Raw genomic sequence first — 16,945 nt, forward strand, 5'->3', positions numbered from 1 at the left:
AACAAACACTCGAGACGAACACCCATCGAAAGGCACATCATGTTGCGAGGACTCACCACCATCAACTACTTCGCCGACGACGTCGAGGCCGCCACGAAGTGGTACTCCGACCTCCTCGAGACGGCGCCATACTTCGTGCGACCGGAGGTCGGACCGCCGGCGTACGTCGAGTTTCGGATCGGCGACTACCAACACGAACTCGGCCTCATCGACAGCCGGTATGCGCCAACACCGGCGACGGATGCTGCGGGCGGAGTGGTCGCATACTGGGCCGTCGACGATGTCACGGCGGCATTCGCGAGGCTCATCTCACTCGGCGCCACAGAGCACGAGGCGGTGACCGAACGCGGACCCGGCTTCGTCACCGCATCCGTCATCGACCCGTTCGGCAACATACTGGGCGTCATGTACAACGCGCATTACCTGGAGGTGTTGGGCAATGCCAGCTGACACCACACCCGTCGCTCCCGAACCGACGTGGTTCGATACAGCGGATGCCTTCCGCGCCTGGCTGCTGGAGAACGACGAATCCTCGACCGGACTCTGGGTGGCCGTCGCCAAGAAAGACTCAGGGCTGATGACCGTGACCTACGCCGAAGCCGTCGATGCGGCGCTGGAGCACGGCTGGATCGATGGCCAATCCCGCCGCATCGACGAGAAGGCCTTCATGCAGCGATTCACCCCGCGCCGCCCGCAGAGCCCCTGGTCCGTTCGCAACTGCTCCATCGTCGAGGCGAAGATCGCCGAGGGACGGATGGCCCCGAAAGGCCTCGCAGAAGTCGAGCGCGCGAAGGCCGACGGACGATGGGAGCGGGCCTACGAAGGGCCGAAGAATGCCGAGCCGCACCCCGATTTCCTGGAAGCGCTGGCGAAGAATCCCGCGGCATCCGAGTTCTACACCACCCTCAGCAGTCAGAACCGGTACGCAATCTACTACCGCGTGCAGGAGGCGAAGCGCGAGGAGACGCGCGCCCGGCGCATCGAGAAGTTCGTCGGGATGCTGGAGCGCGGCGAGACAGTACACGGCTGACCAGCGACGACATCCTGCCCGAGCTGAACGCCAGATACGCTGTGAAAATGGACATCGATGCCCCGGCAGCCCGATCATTCCTGGCCACGCACGGCCGGGTTCTCGACCGCCGACGACTTGAGCGGCTGCTCGGCCACGGAGGCCCCACCGAGGTGATTGCGGCACTGGGCGCGTATCGCAATCACGACGGCGGCTACGGCTGGGGGCTCGAACCCGACCTCCGCGCATCCGAAAGCCAGCCGGCGGCTGCCATGCATGCGCTCGAGGTACTCGTCGAGGTCGCCCAGGAGGTGCCGGACATCAGCGAAGAAGCAGTGATCCTCTGCGACTGGCTCGACGACCGAACTCTTGCCGACGGCGGCCTTCCGTTCGCGCTGCCGATCGCACAAACGGCCGGTTGCGCGCCGTTCTGGGTGCAGGCAGACCCGACGGTTTCGTCGCTGCAGATGACGACGCAGGTCGTCGCGAACGCGCACATCCTCGCGCGGCACCTGCCCATGGTCGCCGAACATCCGTGGCTCGCGCCGGCGACGGCCTACTGTGTCGACGCCATCCGGCAGATCGACCACCGGCCGCACGCCTACGAGTTGCTGTTCGCGCTGCGTTTTCTCGATGCCGCCGGCGATACGGTGACGGATGCCGAGGGCCTGGACGCGCACCTCGGCCAGTACCTGCCCGCCGACGGTCCGCTTCCGGTCGAAGGCGGGATCGATGGAGAAGTACTGCATCCCCTCGACTTCGCGCCGGCGCCCGGTGCGGTGCGAGACCTCTTCTCGAACGACGTCATCGAGGCCGACTTCGAGCGGCTGGCACGCCTGCAGCAGGCGGACGGCGGCTGGCCGGTGGGCTTCGCGTCGGCGTCGCCCGCCGCTGCACTCGAGTGGCGCGGCTACGCGACGGTGAGTGCCGTGACCATTCTGCGGAGCCGCTGACCGCTGCACCCTCCGCACTCCCGTCGACCGCGCTCGTCACGACCTGCGCTCAACACCAGCGGAAGGTGCGAACGGCCAGAAGGATCAGCACGATCGTCCACAGCGACATGGCGACGATCGGCACCAGGGGCACCGGTTGCCCGTACCAGCCCGCGGTCAGCGCCTGCGATGCAGCGCCGAGGGGAGTGAATCCGGAGATCTGCTGCAGCGGCTCCGGCATCATCGGCCCCGGCGTCCAGACACCCGCGGTGAACAGGGAGGCGAAGAACACCAGCATCCCGATGCCGTTGGCATTCTGGGCTGAACTCGCCCTCGCAGCGATCAGCGACCCCACGGCGAGCATCTGGATTGCGGCGAGCACAAATATGCCGGTGACGAGGAGGGCGGATTGAGGTGCCTGGGCGTGCAGCAGCACCATGGCCGCCAACACAGCGATGACCGCGCCGGCGACGAGCGACAGGCCACTGATGATCACCTGCGCGAAGAGCACGCGGTGAGGTCCGACCGGTGTTGTCGCCAGGCGTCGAAGAACTCCCTTCTCGCGATAGCCGCCGATGGCGGACGGAAAGTTGGTGAGGCTCACGCTGCCGAGCGCCACGGTGAGCGCAATCGGTACGAAGAGGTCGATGGTTCGGAGGCGCGCGAAGATCGGATCATCGCCGCCGATCAGCGCATCCGTTCCTGGAATCACTAGGCCCTGCATCAACAACAGGGCCGCGGGAAAGAGCAGCGCCATGAAGATCGCGGTGGGATTGCGGGAGAGCAGTGTTGCCTCACTTCGAGTGAGCGCGATAAGTGCCGTCATGATGTTTTTTTCCATTCCGGGGCGTCGACAGTGCTGTCGATGATCGCCAGATAGGCGTCTTCGAGGTTCACTGGGCGTGCGTCCTGGCTGATTCCCGGTGCGCTCATCTCCGCGTGGGCGATGAGCTCGGGCGGGGTGCCGGTGGCGATGGTGCGACCCTGGTCGACAATGGCAAGCCGGTCGCAGAGTGCCTGCGCTTCATCGAGGAAGTGCGTCACAAGCACAACCGTGACACCGCGGTGACGGATGCCGTCGATCAGTCGCCAGATGTCGCGCCGGCCCTGCGGGTCGAGACCGGTGGTCAACTCGTCCAGAACGGCGATGCGCGGGTCGCCGACGAGAGCGAGAGCGATAGACAGCCGTTGCTTCTCGCCGCCCGAGAGTGTGCCGAATGCGCTCTTTCGAAGCCGGCTCAGCCCGACGGTGTCCAACAACTCTGCCGGCTGCAGCGGTTCGGGATAGAACGACGCGAAGAGATCAATCGCCTCGCCGACACGCATGGCGTCTGGCAGTTCTGTCGACTGAAGTTGGTACCCCACCTGGCGGCGGAGATCTGCGACGTGCGTGGCCGGGTCGAGGCCGAGTACCCGAAGGTGTCCGCTGTCGGCCTTCTGCATGCCGGTCAGGCATTCCACTGTGGTGGTCTTGCCTGCTCCGTTCGGGCCGAGGATTCCGAAGATCTCGCCCTCCTCGATACTGAGATTGACGTCGTCGACGGCAATGGTTTTTGCGAAGGTCTTGCGCAGGTTGCGCGCTTCGATAATGGGCATGCTGGCGCCTTTCAGGCAGGCTGCAGCGCCTGCAGATCAATGGATAGTGGCGCGCTGTTTGTGTGGCGTCAGCGCAGCCGGGTGAGAGTGACGGTCAGTCGGAGGTGGTCGGCTCTGCCCGAGCGCTTCTGCGCGCCGACCAGAGCTTGAACAGCGACCAGAGCACCTGGACGCCGATGATGATGGCCGCTCCGCTCACGACGTCGGCGGCCGCCCACTGGTCGGCACCGCTGACCTCTCCGAGCGTGATGTAGCCATACCAGAGGGTCGCAGCGACGACGACGAGGCTGACCAGTTGGGGCGCCCAACCGCCGAGTTCCCCGGTCAACCTGGCCGGGGCGAACAGGGTCCACAGCAGAGTCACGAGCATGACCACCACAACCCCGGCACCCATCCCCGCCATGTAGGCGGTCACCTCCGCCTGCAGATCGCGACCGACCAGCCAGAGGATGATCAGGATCAACCCGATGAGCAGCGCGAGTGCGGAGATCGCGGCCTTCAGGATCGACCAGACCACCGGCATCCGCCGGCCTCGGTCTTGCCGCTTGCGCGGGATGTGAGCCCACGCTTCAGACTCCAGGTGCCTGCGCGCGAAGATCGAGCCGCCGATGAGAACAACGGGAACCAGAATCGGCGTGACGTAGTTGTTGCTGACTGACCACAGGATCGCGGCGAGCGCGAAGAACACCGTGGGAAGGGTCAGGACCGAAAGCCACCACGTAACGACGAAGGGCCTGCGGGCCTCTGGGAGGTCGAGCGGATGCACCAGAGGCTGCGTCGCGGCATCAGGCAGGTCGACTGCCTCGCGAATGGTCTTCATGATTTTCTCCAGGGAACTGTGTCTAGATAGGGGGGCTTGAGGCCGCCTCTGGCGATCTCATACACCTTCTGGCGCGAGACACCGAGTTCGACGGCAACCGTGACCGCGCTGTACTCGTCGAGTAGCTGGTCGACGGCAACGGAGCGCACTCCGGATGCCCTCGAATTCAGGTGGGCGGCCAGGGCACTGACCTCCGCTGCCAGTAGGGCGACGGCCAGTGGGCCGCCGAACGCGTCGGTCCAGTTCGGTTCGCCGGATGCCGCGGCGGCGTAGAGCGCGTCGCCGCCGTCGGCGAGGACTTCTTGCAACTGGCTCGGCGCGATGTCACTGGCGACCAAGCGCTCGATCACCTCGTCGAAGCCCGGAGCGTCGGGCGAGCGGTGCTCGAGTGCACGCGTCCATTCTGCGTGGAGGCTCGGATTCACCTGCGCTCTGTCACCCCGGGGTTTACTACTCATAAATCCAGTATCTCTGCACGTTTTGCCGTTGTCAACCCCTGGGTGACAAACCTGTTCGATCTACCGCCGCACACGGCAGGGTCGCGGGTGATCCGCCCGCGAAACGCAACAGGGGCACCCACCGAACGGTGGATGCCCCTGTTTTTCGGATTCAGCGGTTGCTAGATGCTGGCCAATTCAGTGACGGCCGGGCCGCCCGGTGTTGCGTTTGCGAAGCTCGCCTCGATCTCGGCGCGGCCGAGAAGTTCGTCCATGCGACGACGACGCTGCTTCGGGATGAGCGTCACGACCGTGCCCTGCTTGCCAGCGCGGCCGGTGCGGCCCGAGCGGTGCAGGTAGGTCTTGTACTCGTCTGGCGCGTCGGCCTGGATCACCAGGTCGATGTCGTCGACGTGGATGCCGCGGGCCGCGACGTCCGTTGCCACCAGCACGTTGACGCGACCACTGGTCAGCAGACCGAGGTTGCGCGTACGACGCGACTGGTTGAGGTCGCCGTGCAGGCTGGTCGCCCGGATTCCGGCGTCTTCGAGCTGGTCGGCGAGCTGCTCGGCGAATGCACGGGTGCGGCTGAAGATCAGCGTCTTGCCCTCACGGTTCGCGAGTTGCTCGATGATGGCGCCCTTGTCGCGGTGTTCGATGAGCAGCACCCGGTGGTCGATCGTCGAAGACGCCTGGTCTTCGCCCGCAACCTCGTGCACGCTCGGGTTGGTGAGGAACTGCTTGACCAGGGTGGCAACACCCTTGTCGAGCGTCGCAGAGAACAGCAGCCGCTGGCCACCGTCCTTGGTCTGCTTCAGGATGCGCTGCACCGGCTCGAGGAAGCCCAGGTCGCACATGTGGTCGGCCTCGTCGAGAACGGTAATGGTGATCTCGCTGAGGTCGAGCCGGCCCTGGTCGATGAGGTCTTCAATACGACCGGGCGTGCCGATGATGATGTCCACACCGCGCTGGAGTGCGCTGACCTGGCGGTACTGCGGAACGCCGCCGTAGATCTGGGTGGTGAACAGGCCGACGCTGCGGGCGATCGGCTGCACGGTGCGGTCGATCTGCAGCGCCAGCTCGCGGGTCGGCGCAAGGATGAGCGCGCGGGGCTTGCGGCCCTGCTGGCGATTCTTGCCACCGTCGTTCTCCATCAGCTTCTCAACGAGAGGAGCGCCGAAGGCGATGGTCTTGCCTGAACCGGTGCGGCCGCGGCCGAGTACGTCGCGACCGGCGAGCACGTCGGGAATGGTGGCAGCCTGGATCGGGAACGGGCTTGCCGCTCCGAGCAGTCCGAGTTCGCGCACGATATTGCCGCCGAGGCCGAGGTCTCCGAAGCTCACACCCTCGACGTCTTTCGCCTCGATGGCGTCGGCCTCAAGGCGCTCGAGCACAACGTCGTCTTCTGGGGTAAAGCGACCCTTCTCTTCACGGCTCGGGTAGAACTTGCTGTCGCCGCCTTCGCTGCGCGGCGCGCGGTGGTCGCGGTCGAAGTCCGGGCGCGGAGGACGCTCGTCGGAATTGCGGCGCGGGCGATCGTTGTCGAAGTCGCGACGCGGTGCGCGATCCTGACGGTCGCCGTATGACGGACGCTCGGTGCGCTCGCCCCGATTCGGGCGGTCGCCATACGACGGGCGGTCCGTGCGCGGGGCGCGGTCATTGTAAGACGGACGCTCGCGGTTCGGGCGGTCGCTGTTCGGACGGTCGCCGTATGAGGGGCGCTCGGTGCGCGGTGCGCGGTCCTGGCGGTCTCCATACGATGGGCGATCCGTGCGGGGGGCACGGTCGCTGTACGACGGGCGTTCGCGATTCGGGCGGTCACCGTATGACGGGCGCTCGGTGCGCGGGGCACGGTCCTGGCGGTCGCCATACGACGGGCGCTCGGTGCGCTCGCCCCGATTCGGGCGGTCGTTGTTGTATGAGGGGCGTTCGGTGCGCTGTGCACGATCACCGTAGGAGGGTCGTTCGGTGCGCTCTCCGCGGTTCGGGCGGTCTCCGTACGAGGGACGCTCTCCCCGAGCCGGACGTTCGCTGCCCTGTCCATATGCCGGGCGCTCATTGCGCTGACCAGATGCCGGACGCTCGTTGCGGTCTGCGCGGTCGCCGTATGCCGGACGCTCGTTGCGGTCACCGGCCGAGCGGCCGGCGGCGCGCGATGCACGCTCGTCGGCGTTCCAACGCTGCTTCTTCGGCGCACCTTCGTCAGCGCGGAATCCGCGGTGACCAGGGCTCTTGCTGCCGGACTTCGGCGCACCCTTACGGGGCCCGCCGGTGGCGTAGCCGGGATCGAAATTCTTGGCCGCTCTACCGGCGGCGGGCTTCTTGCTCTTGGGCATAGACATATTCCTGGGTTGTATTGAGGTACATGGCAGAACAACGCCGCACAAGCGACGCAACCTGAGAACCCGGGCAGTCAATGGCCGGGACCGTTCACATACTGTGATTTTTCACCAGCAGAACTGCTGGGAAACCGGCCCACCTGACTTACAAACCCATCCGCGCACACGTGAAAACCGCGCGGTGTCAAGAGCCGACTTGTCTACGTTACCCGATGCCATGCACTTTGTCACGCGTCATCGTCCAAAACTTCGCACAATGCACGCACCGCATGCGCTCCGCGCTGGTCGGTCTCCGGAACGCCGGTGACGCTCAGATATCAGAGCGCACCGGCAGCTCGGGCTCTCGTGCTCCCGTCTCCGGGTGATTCAACTCGAAGGCCGGCCGTTCGGAACGGATCCGGGGAATCGAGGTGAAGTTGTGCCTCGGCGGCGGACAGGACGTCGCCCATTCCAAGGAGGCGCCGTATCCCCACGGGTCGTTCACCGTCACCTTCGGCGCCCTGCGAGCGGTGATGTACACGTTCAGGAAGAACGGGATCATCGATACGCCGAGGAGCATGGCCCCGAGCGTCGAGAGCTGGTTCATCCAGGTGAATCCGTCATCGGGCGAGTACGTGGCATAACGGCGTGGCATCCCGGACACGCCGAGCCAGTGCTGCACCAGGAACGTCGTGTGGAATCCGATGAACAATAGCCAGAAGTGCCACTTCCCGAGACTCTCATTAAGCATCTTTCCGGTCCACTTCGGCCACCAGAAGTAGAACCCGCTGAACATGGCAAACACCACGGTGCCGAACACGACGTAGTGGAAGTGCGCCACCACAAAATAGGTATCTGTCACATGGAAGTCCAGCGGCGGCGACGCCAGGATCACCCCGGTCAGGCCCCCGAAGGTGAAAGTGACGAGGAAGCCGAGCGCCCACAGCAGCGGGGTTTCGAACGTGATCGATCCCCGCCACATGGTGCCGATCCAGTTGAAGATCTTCACACCGGTCGGTACCGCGATCAGCATCGACATCAACGAAAAGAACGGCAGCAGCACGGAACCGGTGGCATACATGTGATGCGCCCAGACACTCACAGACAATGCAGCGATGGCGATGGTGGCGTAAATCAGCGTCTTGTAGCCGAAGATCGGTTTTCGGCTGAAGACCGGGAACACCTCTGAAACAATGCCGAAGAACGGCAAGGCGATGATGTAGACCTCCGGATGCCCGAAGAACCAGAACAGGTGTTGCCAGAGGATCGCTCCCCCGGTCGCTGCGTCGTAGATATGCGCGTTGAAAATTCGATCGGCGGCCGCGGCGAGCAGTGCAGCGGCGAGCACCGGGAACGCCATCAGCACGAGAACCGACGTGAGCAGCGCGTTCCACGTGAAGATCGGCATCCGGAACATGGTCATACCCGGTGCACGTAAAGTGATCACGGTTGTGATGATGTTGACCGCACCGAGAATCGTGCCGAATCCAGACAGCCCAAGGCCGACCATCCAGAGGTTGCCGCCGACCCCTGGAGAGAACGTGGTGCTGGCCAGCGGTTGATAGGCGAACCAGCCGAAGGATGCCGCGCCCTGCGGAGTCAGGAACCCGGCGACCGCGATCAGGCTGCCGAAGTTGAACAGCCAGTACGAGAAGGCGTTCAACCGCGGGAACGCCACGTCTGGCGCGCCGATCTGCAGCGGCATCAGCGCATTCGCGAACCCGAGAAAGAGTGGGGTGGCAAACATGAGGAGCATGATCGTGCCGTGCATCGTGAACAGCTGGTTGTACTGCTCCTTGGTCTGCACGATCTCGAGGCCGGGCTCGAAGAGTTGCGCACGGATAATCAGTGCCATCACCCCGCCGAGGCAGAAGTAGATGAACGACGTGATCAGGTACAGGTAGCCGATGACCTTGTGGTCGGTCGAGGTGACCCACTTGACCAGGATGTTGCCCTTACGCTGCGCATTCGGTGAGCCGAGCGGAGGAGCGGCGGGGGCCGGCGTCGGGGCCGGCGCTGTGGTGGTGCTCATGGGTTAGCGCCCCTCCTCGATCGTCGGGGCATTCGGAACGGGTGCGACGGGACCCGCCTGGGACGTTGCGGTCATGGCATCCCGCCGGTCTGGTTCGCAACGTCGCGCGGCGGATGGCTGGAGACCAGGGGTGTGTCGACGCCGATCGGGCCCGCTTTGGCCGCACCACCGGGGGAGCCGACCCCGGCAGCGCGTCCCGGCAGGGTCGCTTCAAAAAAGCGCGCGTTGTCCTCCGTGTACTCGGTCCATTCCGCTGGCACGTCATCCTGATAGAAGATCGCCTGAACCGGGCACACCGGCTCGCAAGCTCCGCAGTCGATGCATTCATCCGGCTGGATATAGAGCGTCCGGGCGCCCTCATAAATGCAGTCGACGGGACACTCGTCCACGCAGGCGCGGTCCATCACGTCAACACAGGGTTCCGCAATCACATACGTCATTGGTCTCCCTGGATGCGGTTTGGATGAACGTGCACGGCTTTAACTGCAGACTAGTCCTTTTAATTCACCGACAACAGGAGACTGACGGTACGAAGCCGTTCTGAAGCCGGATTCGCCAGTAAGGCAACCGCGAACTATCCTCAACTCAGCCATACAGTTTTCCCGAACACCACCCGGAGCACCCGTGATCCCTGGCACCCGTCGACAGGGGCGTCGCGTGCGGCCTGTCCGCGTCGCGGCCATCGCCTGCGCCGCCGCCCTGGCGATCATTGCGCCCATCCTCCTGTCCGGCTTCCACACGGGGCTCCGTTCGGTCACGCCAGACGAACCGGGCGCAGCCGAGAGCGAATTGGAGACCACCCAGATCGTTGGAATTCGCACGTTCACGCCACCGGCAGACATCCGTGTTGAAACGGATGCCGTCTACGGCACCAAAGAAGACGGCGCGATGCTGACGCTCGACATCTGCTCCCCGCCAGAGGCTCCCGCGTTGGCGGTCGATTCCGGCGCAGACGCCACGGTGTCGGTCACGGCGGCCGAAGCCGCAGTGGCAGTCGAAGACGTCCTTCGCCCTGCCGTCGTCTCGATCCACGGCGGCAGCTGGGCGCGCGGAGACAAGGGCAACAGCGACTGGCGCGGCGTCTGCGAGTGGTTCGCCAGCGAAGGATTTGTCGCCTTCTCTCTGAACTACCGATTGGTGCCGGACGCCATTTTCCCGGCAGCGATCGACGATGTCTCACTGGCCGTTGAATGGATCCGAGACCCCGAGAACGCAGCGCGTTTCGGAATCGACCCCGACCGGATCGGCGCGTTCGGCGGCTCGGCCGGAGGCAACCTGGCCGCGCTTCTCGGCGCACGTGGCAGCGGGTCGCTGACCGAAGGAGCACGTGTGGCCGCCGTCGCCGAGTTGTCAGGACCTGTCGACCTGGAGTTCGATTCCCTCATTGCGGGGCAGGCATCACCCGGGCTACGAAAGATCGTGCTCGACTACCTCGGCTGTGCGAGCTTCGACGACTGCGCACAGGCGCACGACGCCTCCCCGATCACCGCCCTCGACCCGACCGACCCGCCGGTGTTCATCGGCGCCTCGACGGAGGAGTTCATCCCGCTTGAACAGTCCTCCGGCTACGCCGCGGCACTCGCCGAGCTCGGAATCCCTCACGAGCTCCAGGCCGTACCGGGTGTGCTGCACTCGATCGGCATCCTCGACGAAGGCATGCGCGCACAGGTCGCCGCCTTCCTGCACGCTCATCTCGGCTAACCGGCACCAGCTCGCTGCCCACCTGCGGCTACAAATAGGAAGAACCGTCGCCGGAGTGCCGAACGGAGGACGGATCGCGCTCTCACGCACGACTTTTCCTCCTTTCAGCACACTCCTCAGCCGAGGAAGGCCGCAGACGCCGCCACGAACCGGGCTGAGTCGTCGACCCACGGAAAGTGACCTGCTCCCGGTTGGATGACGAGTTCAGCGTTGGGGAACAACTCGGCGAACTGCGCCACCACAGTGGGAACCGAGTTGAGGTCGACCTCTCCGGCGATCACCAGCACCGGAGAGGTGAACTCGGCGAGCGCTGAGCGGGTCGCGTCGGGGTCGAACGCGCCGTCGGCGGCGAAGACGGATGCGCCGTCGGGGTTGCGATGACCGTCCTGAGCCGAGTGGTGGGCCTTCGCCGCAGCATCCCATCGCCCATAGAAGAACGGGTCGACGGCTGCCCAGTCGGCATCGCCGCCGATGCCGGCCACGATTCTTTCGAGCGCCGCCGACGCCGCCGGGTACCAGGATTCGGTCGACCGCTGCTTGGCAAGCGCGAGCCGGTCCTCTCCGGTGACTGCGATTCCGACGGCCATGGTGCTTGGGGTGACCAGCACGAGCCTGCCGACCCGGTCGGGAAACCGGGCGGCATACAGCGTCGCCAGGTTCGCGCCCGCCGAGTGGGCGAGCAGGTCGATCGACTCAAGGCCGAGATGCAGGCGCAGCGCCTCGACATCGTCGACCAGCCGGTCGCAACGGTAGGAGCCGGCATCCGTCAGGTTCGCTGACTCGCCAGTGCCGCGGGTGTCGATCAGCACCAGCTGGCGGTGCTCTGACAGACCGCCGAGATCGCCGAGGTAGGCGGAGTCCTGGATCGGACCACCAGGTAGGCAGATCAGCGGGTTGCCGGATCCGTTGAGGTGGTACGCGAGCGTTGTTCCGTCAGGCGTGGTGAAAGTCGGCATGACGTCGATCATGCCACCACTCCGAACTCCCGCTCGTGTGCGCGACCCGGCACGAGCTGCCGTCGGTCAAGCGCGACCGCGGATGCGACGGGAGAGTTCCCGAGCGGTGCCGGCGATGCGCTCGGCGAGCGCTGCCCGGTCGGCGTCGGCCACGGTCTCGCGCGGGAAGGTGACCGCGATCCCCGCGGCAGGCCACCCGGCGTGGTCAAGCACAGCGACGGCGACGGATGCCATCCCGGCGGTGATCTCGCCGTCTTCGACCGCAAACCCGTCCAACCGCACCTGCTCCAGCAGCCGGCGCAGTTCGGCGTAGCTCGACGGTCCCTGCCCGTCACGGGACTCGAAGGCGGCAGCGTTCGGGTACAGCGCACGCAGCTGCGCTGCGGGCAGCGCGGCAAGCATCGCGCGCCCGCTGGCGGTGAGGTGACTCGGCAACCGCACCCCGACATCCGTCACCAGCGACGGCCGCCTGGGCGCGCGCTCCTCAACGAGGTAGATCACGTCACGCCCGTGCAGCACAGCGAGGTGTGCGCTCTCGCCGAGGCGGTCGACCAGCGCGGCGACGAGCGGCCGACCGAGGTTCGACAGGGGCTGCTGACGCGAGAACCCGGTGCTGAGCTCGAACGCGGCGACGCCGAGACCGTAGCGGCGCATCTCGGGGATGTGCACCACAAATCCGCGCTCGACCAGCACGGCGAGCAGGTGGTAGACGCTCGATCGCGGGAGGCCGAGTGCCGTGGCGATGGCGGATGCCGGGGCCGGCCCACGCTGAGACGCGAGGTGCGACAGGATGCGCAGAGTGTTGTCGGCCGCCGGCACCTTCGACTGTGACACGCGTACACTCCATCCCGCCGAGCATTCTCCGCTTCGTCTGCGATACCGGACAAGTCCGAGTCTACGGGCGCTACCGGTGCGCCGATGTTGGTTGAGGAAGTCCTGCGCGGCAGGAGAATCGCGGGTCCCCTTCGCGACCGCGATGCCAACAATCGGGGGGGCGCAACAATCGAGACAGCACGCGCCGCGACGGCGGCGAGCGCCTAGGTTGGGAGGGACACCGACATGCGCGGACTTCAGCGCTCACGACGACGGCGCCGGCGCAACACCCAGGAGACCACAATGGAAAAGACGTCCCTCACGGCATTGGCACGGCATGAACTGGAGATCGCGACCGGCCGGCCCAGCGGCCGCAGCGCCAAGACGGTCTACGGGGGCCATCAGCGAGTTTTGCGTCAGACCATTGTCGCCCTGCGCGCCGGCGAGAGTCTGGCCGAACACGACAATCCGGGCGAAGCAACCGTGCACGTGCTTCAGGGGAGAGTGCTTCTGTCTTCCGGGGATGACTCCTGGTCGGGCTGGATCGGCGATTTGCTGATCGTGCCACAGGCCGCGCACACGCTCGACGCGCTGGAAAACTCGGTGATCCTGCTGACGGTGGCGAAAACCCCCTGACGCAGCGCTTCCACGCGCAGCGCTTCGTCTGCGATACCGGACAGATCCGAGTCTCGGGGCGTTGCCGCCGCGTGCTGCGTGCGCTGCAATCGAGGTATGGTCTCTCCCGAATCGCTTCACCCCGCACACTCGTCCGCTGAGGACACCTCGGTTTCGCCAAGCTCAACCAGCGGAGCTGCCGGCGGGGGCTCAACAGACAAGACCCCCGAAACTGGCACCGTCACCGGCACCGGCACCGGCACCGGCACCGTGACCGTCGGCGCCGGCCCGGTCTCGTTCGCCGACGTCGTCGCGGTTGCCAGGCATGATGCCCGCATCGAGCTCGACACCGATGCCATCGCCGGGGTCGACGCGACGCGCGGCATCATCGACTCCCTCGCCAGCGACGTCGACCCGCACTACGGAATCTCCACCGGCTTCGGCGCCCTCGCCACCACCTTCATCACCGCCGACCGGCGCGCCCAACTGCAGGCCAGCCTGGTGCGATCGCACGCGGCCGGCAGCGGACAAGAGGTCGAGCGCGAGGTCGTGCGCGCCCTCATGCTGCTGCGACTCTCGACGCTGATGACCGGGCGCACCGGCATCCGTTCGCTCACCGCCCGCACCTACGCCGCGGTGCTGAACGCCGGCATCACGCCGGTCGTGCGCGAGTTCGGCTCGCTCGGCTGCTCCGGCGACCTGGCTCCCCTGGCGCATTGCGCGCTTGCCGTGATGGGAGAGGGCGAGGTGCGGGATGCCGCCGGCACATTCATGAACGCCGGTGACGCCCTCAAGGCGGCCGGCATCGAGCCCGTTGTGCTCGCCGAGAAGGAGGGGCTCGCCCTCATCAACGGAACAGACGGCATGCTCGGGATGCTGGTGCTCGCCCTTGACGACCTCGCCACCCTGCTGGTGACGGCCGACATCTCCGCTGCCATGAGCGTTGAGGCCCTGCTCGGCACCGACGCCGTGTTCGCCGCCGACCTTCAGGCGCTTCGGCCGCAGGCCGGCCAGGCAGATAGTGCGGCGAACCTGCGGGCGCTGCTCGACGGTTCCCCCATCGTCGCCAGCCATGCCGGCCCTGAAGACACCACCGTGCAGGACGCCTACTCCCTGCGCTGCTCACCGCAGGTGCACGGAGCCGCCAGGGACACCGCCACCCACGCCGCGCTCGTCGCCGGCCGCGAACTGGCCAGCGCCGTCGATAATCCGGTCGTCACCCCGGACGGCCGCGTCGAATCGAACGGCAACTTCCACGGCGCCCCGATCGCCTACGTGCTCGACTTTCTCGCGATCGTGGCGGCGGATGTCGCCAGCATGAGCGAACGCCGCACCGATCGGCACCTCGACGTGGCCAGGAACAAGGGCCTCCCACCGTTCCTCGCCCACGAGGCCGGGGTCGATTCCGGCCTGATGATTGCGCAGTACACGGCCGCCGGAATCGTGTCAGAGCTGAAGCGTCTGGCCGTGCCGGCATCCGTCGATTCGATTCCCTCGTCTGCCATGCAGGAGGACCACGTGTCGATGGGGTGGTCCGCGGCACGAAAGCTACGACGTTCAATCGACGGTCTCGGCCGCGTGCTCGCCATCGAGATCATGACAGCGGCACGCTCACTCGATCTGCGGGCGCCCCTGATTCCCGGACAGGCAACCGGCGCCGTGCGCGACCTGGTGCGCACCGTTGCCGATGGACCTGGCCATGACCGTTTTCTCTCGCCAGAGATCGAGGCGATCGTCACGCTGGTCGCGACGGGCGCGGTGACGGATGCTGCGGCATCCGTCACCGGACCGCTTCACTGACGGGCAATGGGCCGCATGGCACCGGGCTGGGAGTGCCCTGTGCGCCTCTGTTCGAGTGCTTGTGCGCCCGATTGCCGCATGCCATACTGACCAAACGCTGACCCTGCTGAGCCGGCTATCCATAACCCGAAGATGGATTGCGTAAACAGTATGTTTTCAAAGCCGAAAATAGATCATTTAGTGCACCCTCGAGGTGAGAAGTCTCCGCGCAGAGTGGCGGCCCCGCTCTCGCTTGTGGTGGCGCTCGGACTCGTGTTCACGGGCGTTCCCTCCGCCGCCTTCGCTGACGAGGCGCCAGCGGACGGCACGTCGACCACTGACAACTCGACTCCCACCTCGGCTCCCACCGAGCCCCCTGCGGAAGCGACTGCCGACCCCCCTGCCGAGACTCCCCCCGCAGACGAACCGCCGCCGGCGGAGACCCCGGGGCCGACACCCACCGACCCACCGACCGAGCCGCCCGTCGAGCCGACCCCCACACCGACGCCGACCCCTACCGATCCACCGGTCGACCCCACCGAACCACCCGTCGAGCCCACAGTCCCACCGGCCGAACCGACGGAGCCACCCGTCGTCCCGACGGAGCCACCCGTCGTCGCACCTCCAGCGGATCCCGCCCCTGTCACCGCCCCTGCACCACGGGGGAGCACCACACCCACCACGAGGCCGGCGATCGTGCAGGAGGCCGCAGCCATCGCAGCGGCCAGGTCCACTCTCGCGGCGGCCAAGACGGCATGGGATGACGCCAAGCGCGCCAACGCGACCCTCCAGGAGCAATACAATTCCGCGGATGCCCGCGCTGATCACCTGCATTCGCTCGCCGCTGATGCCGTCGTCGAAGCCGACGCGTCCAAGCGCATCGTCGGCTCCCTGGCGCGCACCCTGGCACAACAGAGCAATGGCACCGCGACCGTCGATGCACTCTTCGATAATCAGGCAGCAGACGATCTCCTCTCCCAGCTCGGAACACTCGACCAGCTCTCGCAACTGACGGGTGACGTCGCCTCCGTACGGGACAAAGCCGACGCCGACCAAGCCCGAGCCGAGGCCCTCCTCGCCCAGGAGCAAGACGCCATCGCGGTCGTGAACGGCATTCCGCTTGAGCAGTCACGGGTCGAGATGGAGGCGGCAAAGGTCGTCTACGACGCGGCCGCCGATCGCCTGGCCGAATTGCAGGCGGCATCCGCTGCTGCGGAGTCGGTCACCCCGATCTCGAATCTCCTCAACGCCGACACCGGTCAGCTCAGCGATCAGGGCTGGGCGAATCCGGTGGCCGGGGGGTCGATCTCGGATGGATTCGGACCGAGGCCGAACCAGCCGATCGCCGGCGTCAATCCGTTCCACTATGCGACCGATATCGCCGCGCCGTGCGGGTCGGCCATCTACGCCGCCACCGGCGGCGTGGTCGAGGCTGCCGCCCCTAATGGGTCGTACGGCAACTGGGTGCTCATCGACCACGGTGCCGGTGTCGAAACCGGCTACGCGCACATCGCCGACGGCGCCACTCTCGTTTCGGTCGGTGATGCCGTCGCGGCAGGACAGGTCATCGCCGGCGTCGGCAGCACCGGGGCATCCACCGGCTGCCACCTGCACTTCGAGGTGCGAATCGACGGTACTCGCGTCGACGCCGAGCCGTTCATGGCCCAGCGCGGCGTAGTCCTCGGCGGCTAGCTCCATCCACCGTCGCCGCGAAACTGCCTACCACTCGCATCCTGTTTGTGTGGCTAACTCAGGAGATCCCGCGCCGAGGTCAGCGTGACCCGCGTAATCATGCAGTGTCCCCATCGCAGCGCACTGACTCTCCTGAGTTAGCCCCCGGGAGACGGCGGAACCACCTCACCGAGAGAACAGGCACAACGGGGAACGGATGCCGTGGCGCGGGCGAGGCGACAGCATCCGCGCGTCTTGGATACCAG

16 protein-coding genes are annotated in these 16,945 nt (G+C 66.2%); 7 read left to right on the forward strand and 9 right to left on the reverse strand.

What is annotated here, in order from left to right:
* Positions 1-39 precede the first annotated feature (39 nt).
* The 3 genes from K323_RS0101255 to K323_RS0101265 are packed head-to-tail and all read left to right on the forward strand — an operon-like array spanning position 40 to position 1,962.
* Positions 40-450 carry a VOC family protein gene (locus K323_RS0101255; RefSeq protein ID WP_022883476.1) on the forward strand — a complete coding sequence of 137 codons (411 nt, stop codon included), beginning with the start codon at positions 40-42 and terminating at the stop codon, positions 448-450.
* Positions 440-1,030 (forward strand): YdeI/OmpD-associated family protein, encoded by a 591-nt coding sequence (locus K323_RS23575; protein WP_022883477.1) that lies wholly within the window; start codon positions 440-442, stop codon positions 1,028-1,030. The genes K323_RS0101255 and K323_RS23575 overlap by 11 nt, the downstream gene beginning before the upstream one ends.
* 47 nt (positions 1,031-1,077) lie before the next feature.
* A complete protein-coding gene (locus K323_RS0101265; protein ID WP_022883478.1) occupies positions 1,078-1,962 on the forward strand; it encodes a hypothetical protein in 885 nt (294 codons plus the stop codon).
* Positions 1,963-2,011: 49 nt separating this feature from the next.
* Here the strand turns inward: K323_RS0101265 and K323_RS0101270 are convergent, their stop codons facing one another.
* The 7 genes from K323_RS0101270 to fdxA form a co-directional block, all read right to left on the reverse strand.
* Positions 2,012-2,767, reverse strand: coding sequence for an ABC transporter permease (locus K323_RS0101270; RefSeq protein ID WP_026851083.1), 756 nt, complete (start codon positions 2,765-2,767; stop codon positions 2,012-2,014).
* Entirely contained in the window at positions 2,764-3,537 is a 774-nt protein-coding gene (locus tag K323_RS23580) for an ABC transporter ATP-binding protein (RefSeq protein ID WP_051147145.1), read from the reverse strand. The genes K323_RS0101270 and K323_RS23580 overlap by 4 nt, the downstream gene beginning before the upstream one ends.
* 94 nt (positions 3,538-3,631) lie before the next feature.
* Entirely contained in the window at positions 3,632-4,357 is a 726-nt protein-coding gene (locus K323_RS0101280) for a hypothetical protein (protein ID WP_022883479.1), read from the reverse strand.
* A complete protein-coding gene (locus K323_RS0101285) occupies positions 4,354-4,815 on the reverse strand; it encodes a hypothetical protein (protein WP_157509311.1) in 462 nt (153 codons plus the stop codon). The genes K323_RS0101280 and K323_RS0101285 overlap by 4 nt, the downstream gene beginning before the upstream one ends.
* Positions 4,816-4,976: 161 nt before the next feature.
* Entirely contained in the window at positions 4,977-7,130 is a 2,154-nt protein-coding gene (locus K323_RS0101290; protein WP_022883481.1) for a DEAD/DEAH box helicase, read from the reverse strand.
* Positions 7,131-7,443: 313 nt separating this feature from the next.
* Positions 7,444-9,144: an aa3-type cytochrome oxidase subunit I gene (gene ctaD / locus K323_RS0101295; protein ID WP_022883482.1), complete on the reverse strand. Its 1,701-nt coding sequence runs from the start codon at positions 9,142-9,144 to the stop codon at positions 7,444-7,446.
* A gap of 71 nt (positions 9,145-9,215) precedes the next feature.
* Positions 9,216-9,584, reverse strand: coding sequence for a ferredoxin (gene fdxA, locus K323_RS0101300; RefSeq protein ID WP_022883483.1), 369 nt, complete (start codon positions 9,582-9,584; stop codon positions 9,216-9,218).
* A gap of 217 nt (positions 9,585-9,801) precedes the next feature.
* Between fdxA and K323_RS28665 the strand changes: the two genes are divergently transcribed.
* Entirely contained in the window at positions 9,802-10,845 is a 1,044-nt protein-coding gene (locus K323_RS28665; protein ID WP_022883484.1) for an alpha/beta hydrolase, read from the forward strand.
* A 116-nt stretch (positions 10,846-10,961) separates the two neighbouring features.
* Here K323_RS28665 and K323_RS0101310 read toward each other — a convergent pair whose 3' ends face one another.
* Positions 10,962-11,813, reverse strand: a complete 852-nt coding sequence (locus K323_RS0101310; protein ID WP_022883485.1) for an alpha/beta fold hydrolase — start codon at positions 11,811-11,813, stop codon at positions 10,962-10,964.
* A gap of 54 nt (positions 11,814-11,867) precedes the next feature.
* A complete protein-coding gene (locus K323_RS0101315; RefSeq protein ID WP_022883486.1) occupies positions 11,868-12,635 on the reverse strand; it encodes an IclR family transcriptional regulator in 768 nt (255 codons plus the stop codon).
* A 282-nt stretch (positions 12,636-12,917) separates the two neighbouring features.
* Here K323_RS0101315 and K323_RS0101320 point away from each other — a divergent pair, with 282 nt between their 5' ends.
* From K323_RS0101320 to K323_RS0101335, 3 genes are all read left to right on the forward strand, one after another.
* Positions 12,918-13,250, forward strand: coding sequence for a cupin domain-containing protein (locus K323_RS0101320; protein ID WP_022883487.1), 333 nt, complete (start codon positions 12,918-12,920; stop codon positions 13,248-13,250).
* A gap of 96 nt (positions 13,251-13,346) precedes the next feature.
* On the forward strand, positions 13,347-15,029 hold the full coding sequence (gene hutH, locus K323_RS0101325) for a histidine ammonia-lyase (RefSeq protein ID WP_022883488.1): 1,683 nt from the start codon (positions 13,347-13,349) through the stop codon (positions 15,027-15,029).
* A gap of 213 nt (positions 15,030-15,242) precedes the next feature.
* Positions 15,243-16,700 carry a M23 family metallopeptidase gene (locus K323_RS0101335; RefSeq protein WP_022883489.1) on the forward strand — a complete coding sequence of 486 codons (1,458 nt, stop codon included), beginning with the start codon at positions 15,243-15,245 and terminating at the stop codon, positions 16,698-16,700.
* The last annotated feature ends 245 nt before the right edge of the window (positions 16,701-16,945 follow it).

Origin of the sequence: Glaciibacter superstes DSM 21135, assembly GCF_000421145.1 — a bacterium.
GTDB lineage: Bacteria > Actinomycetota > Actinomycetes > Actinomycetales > Microbacteriaceae > Cryobacterium > Cryobacterium superstes.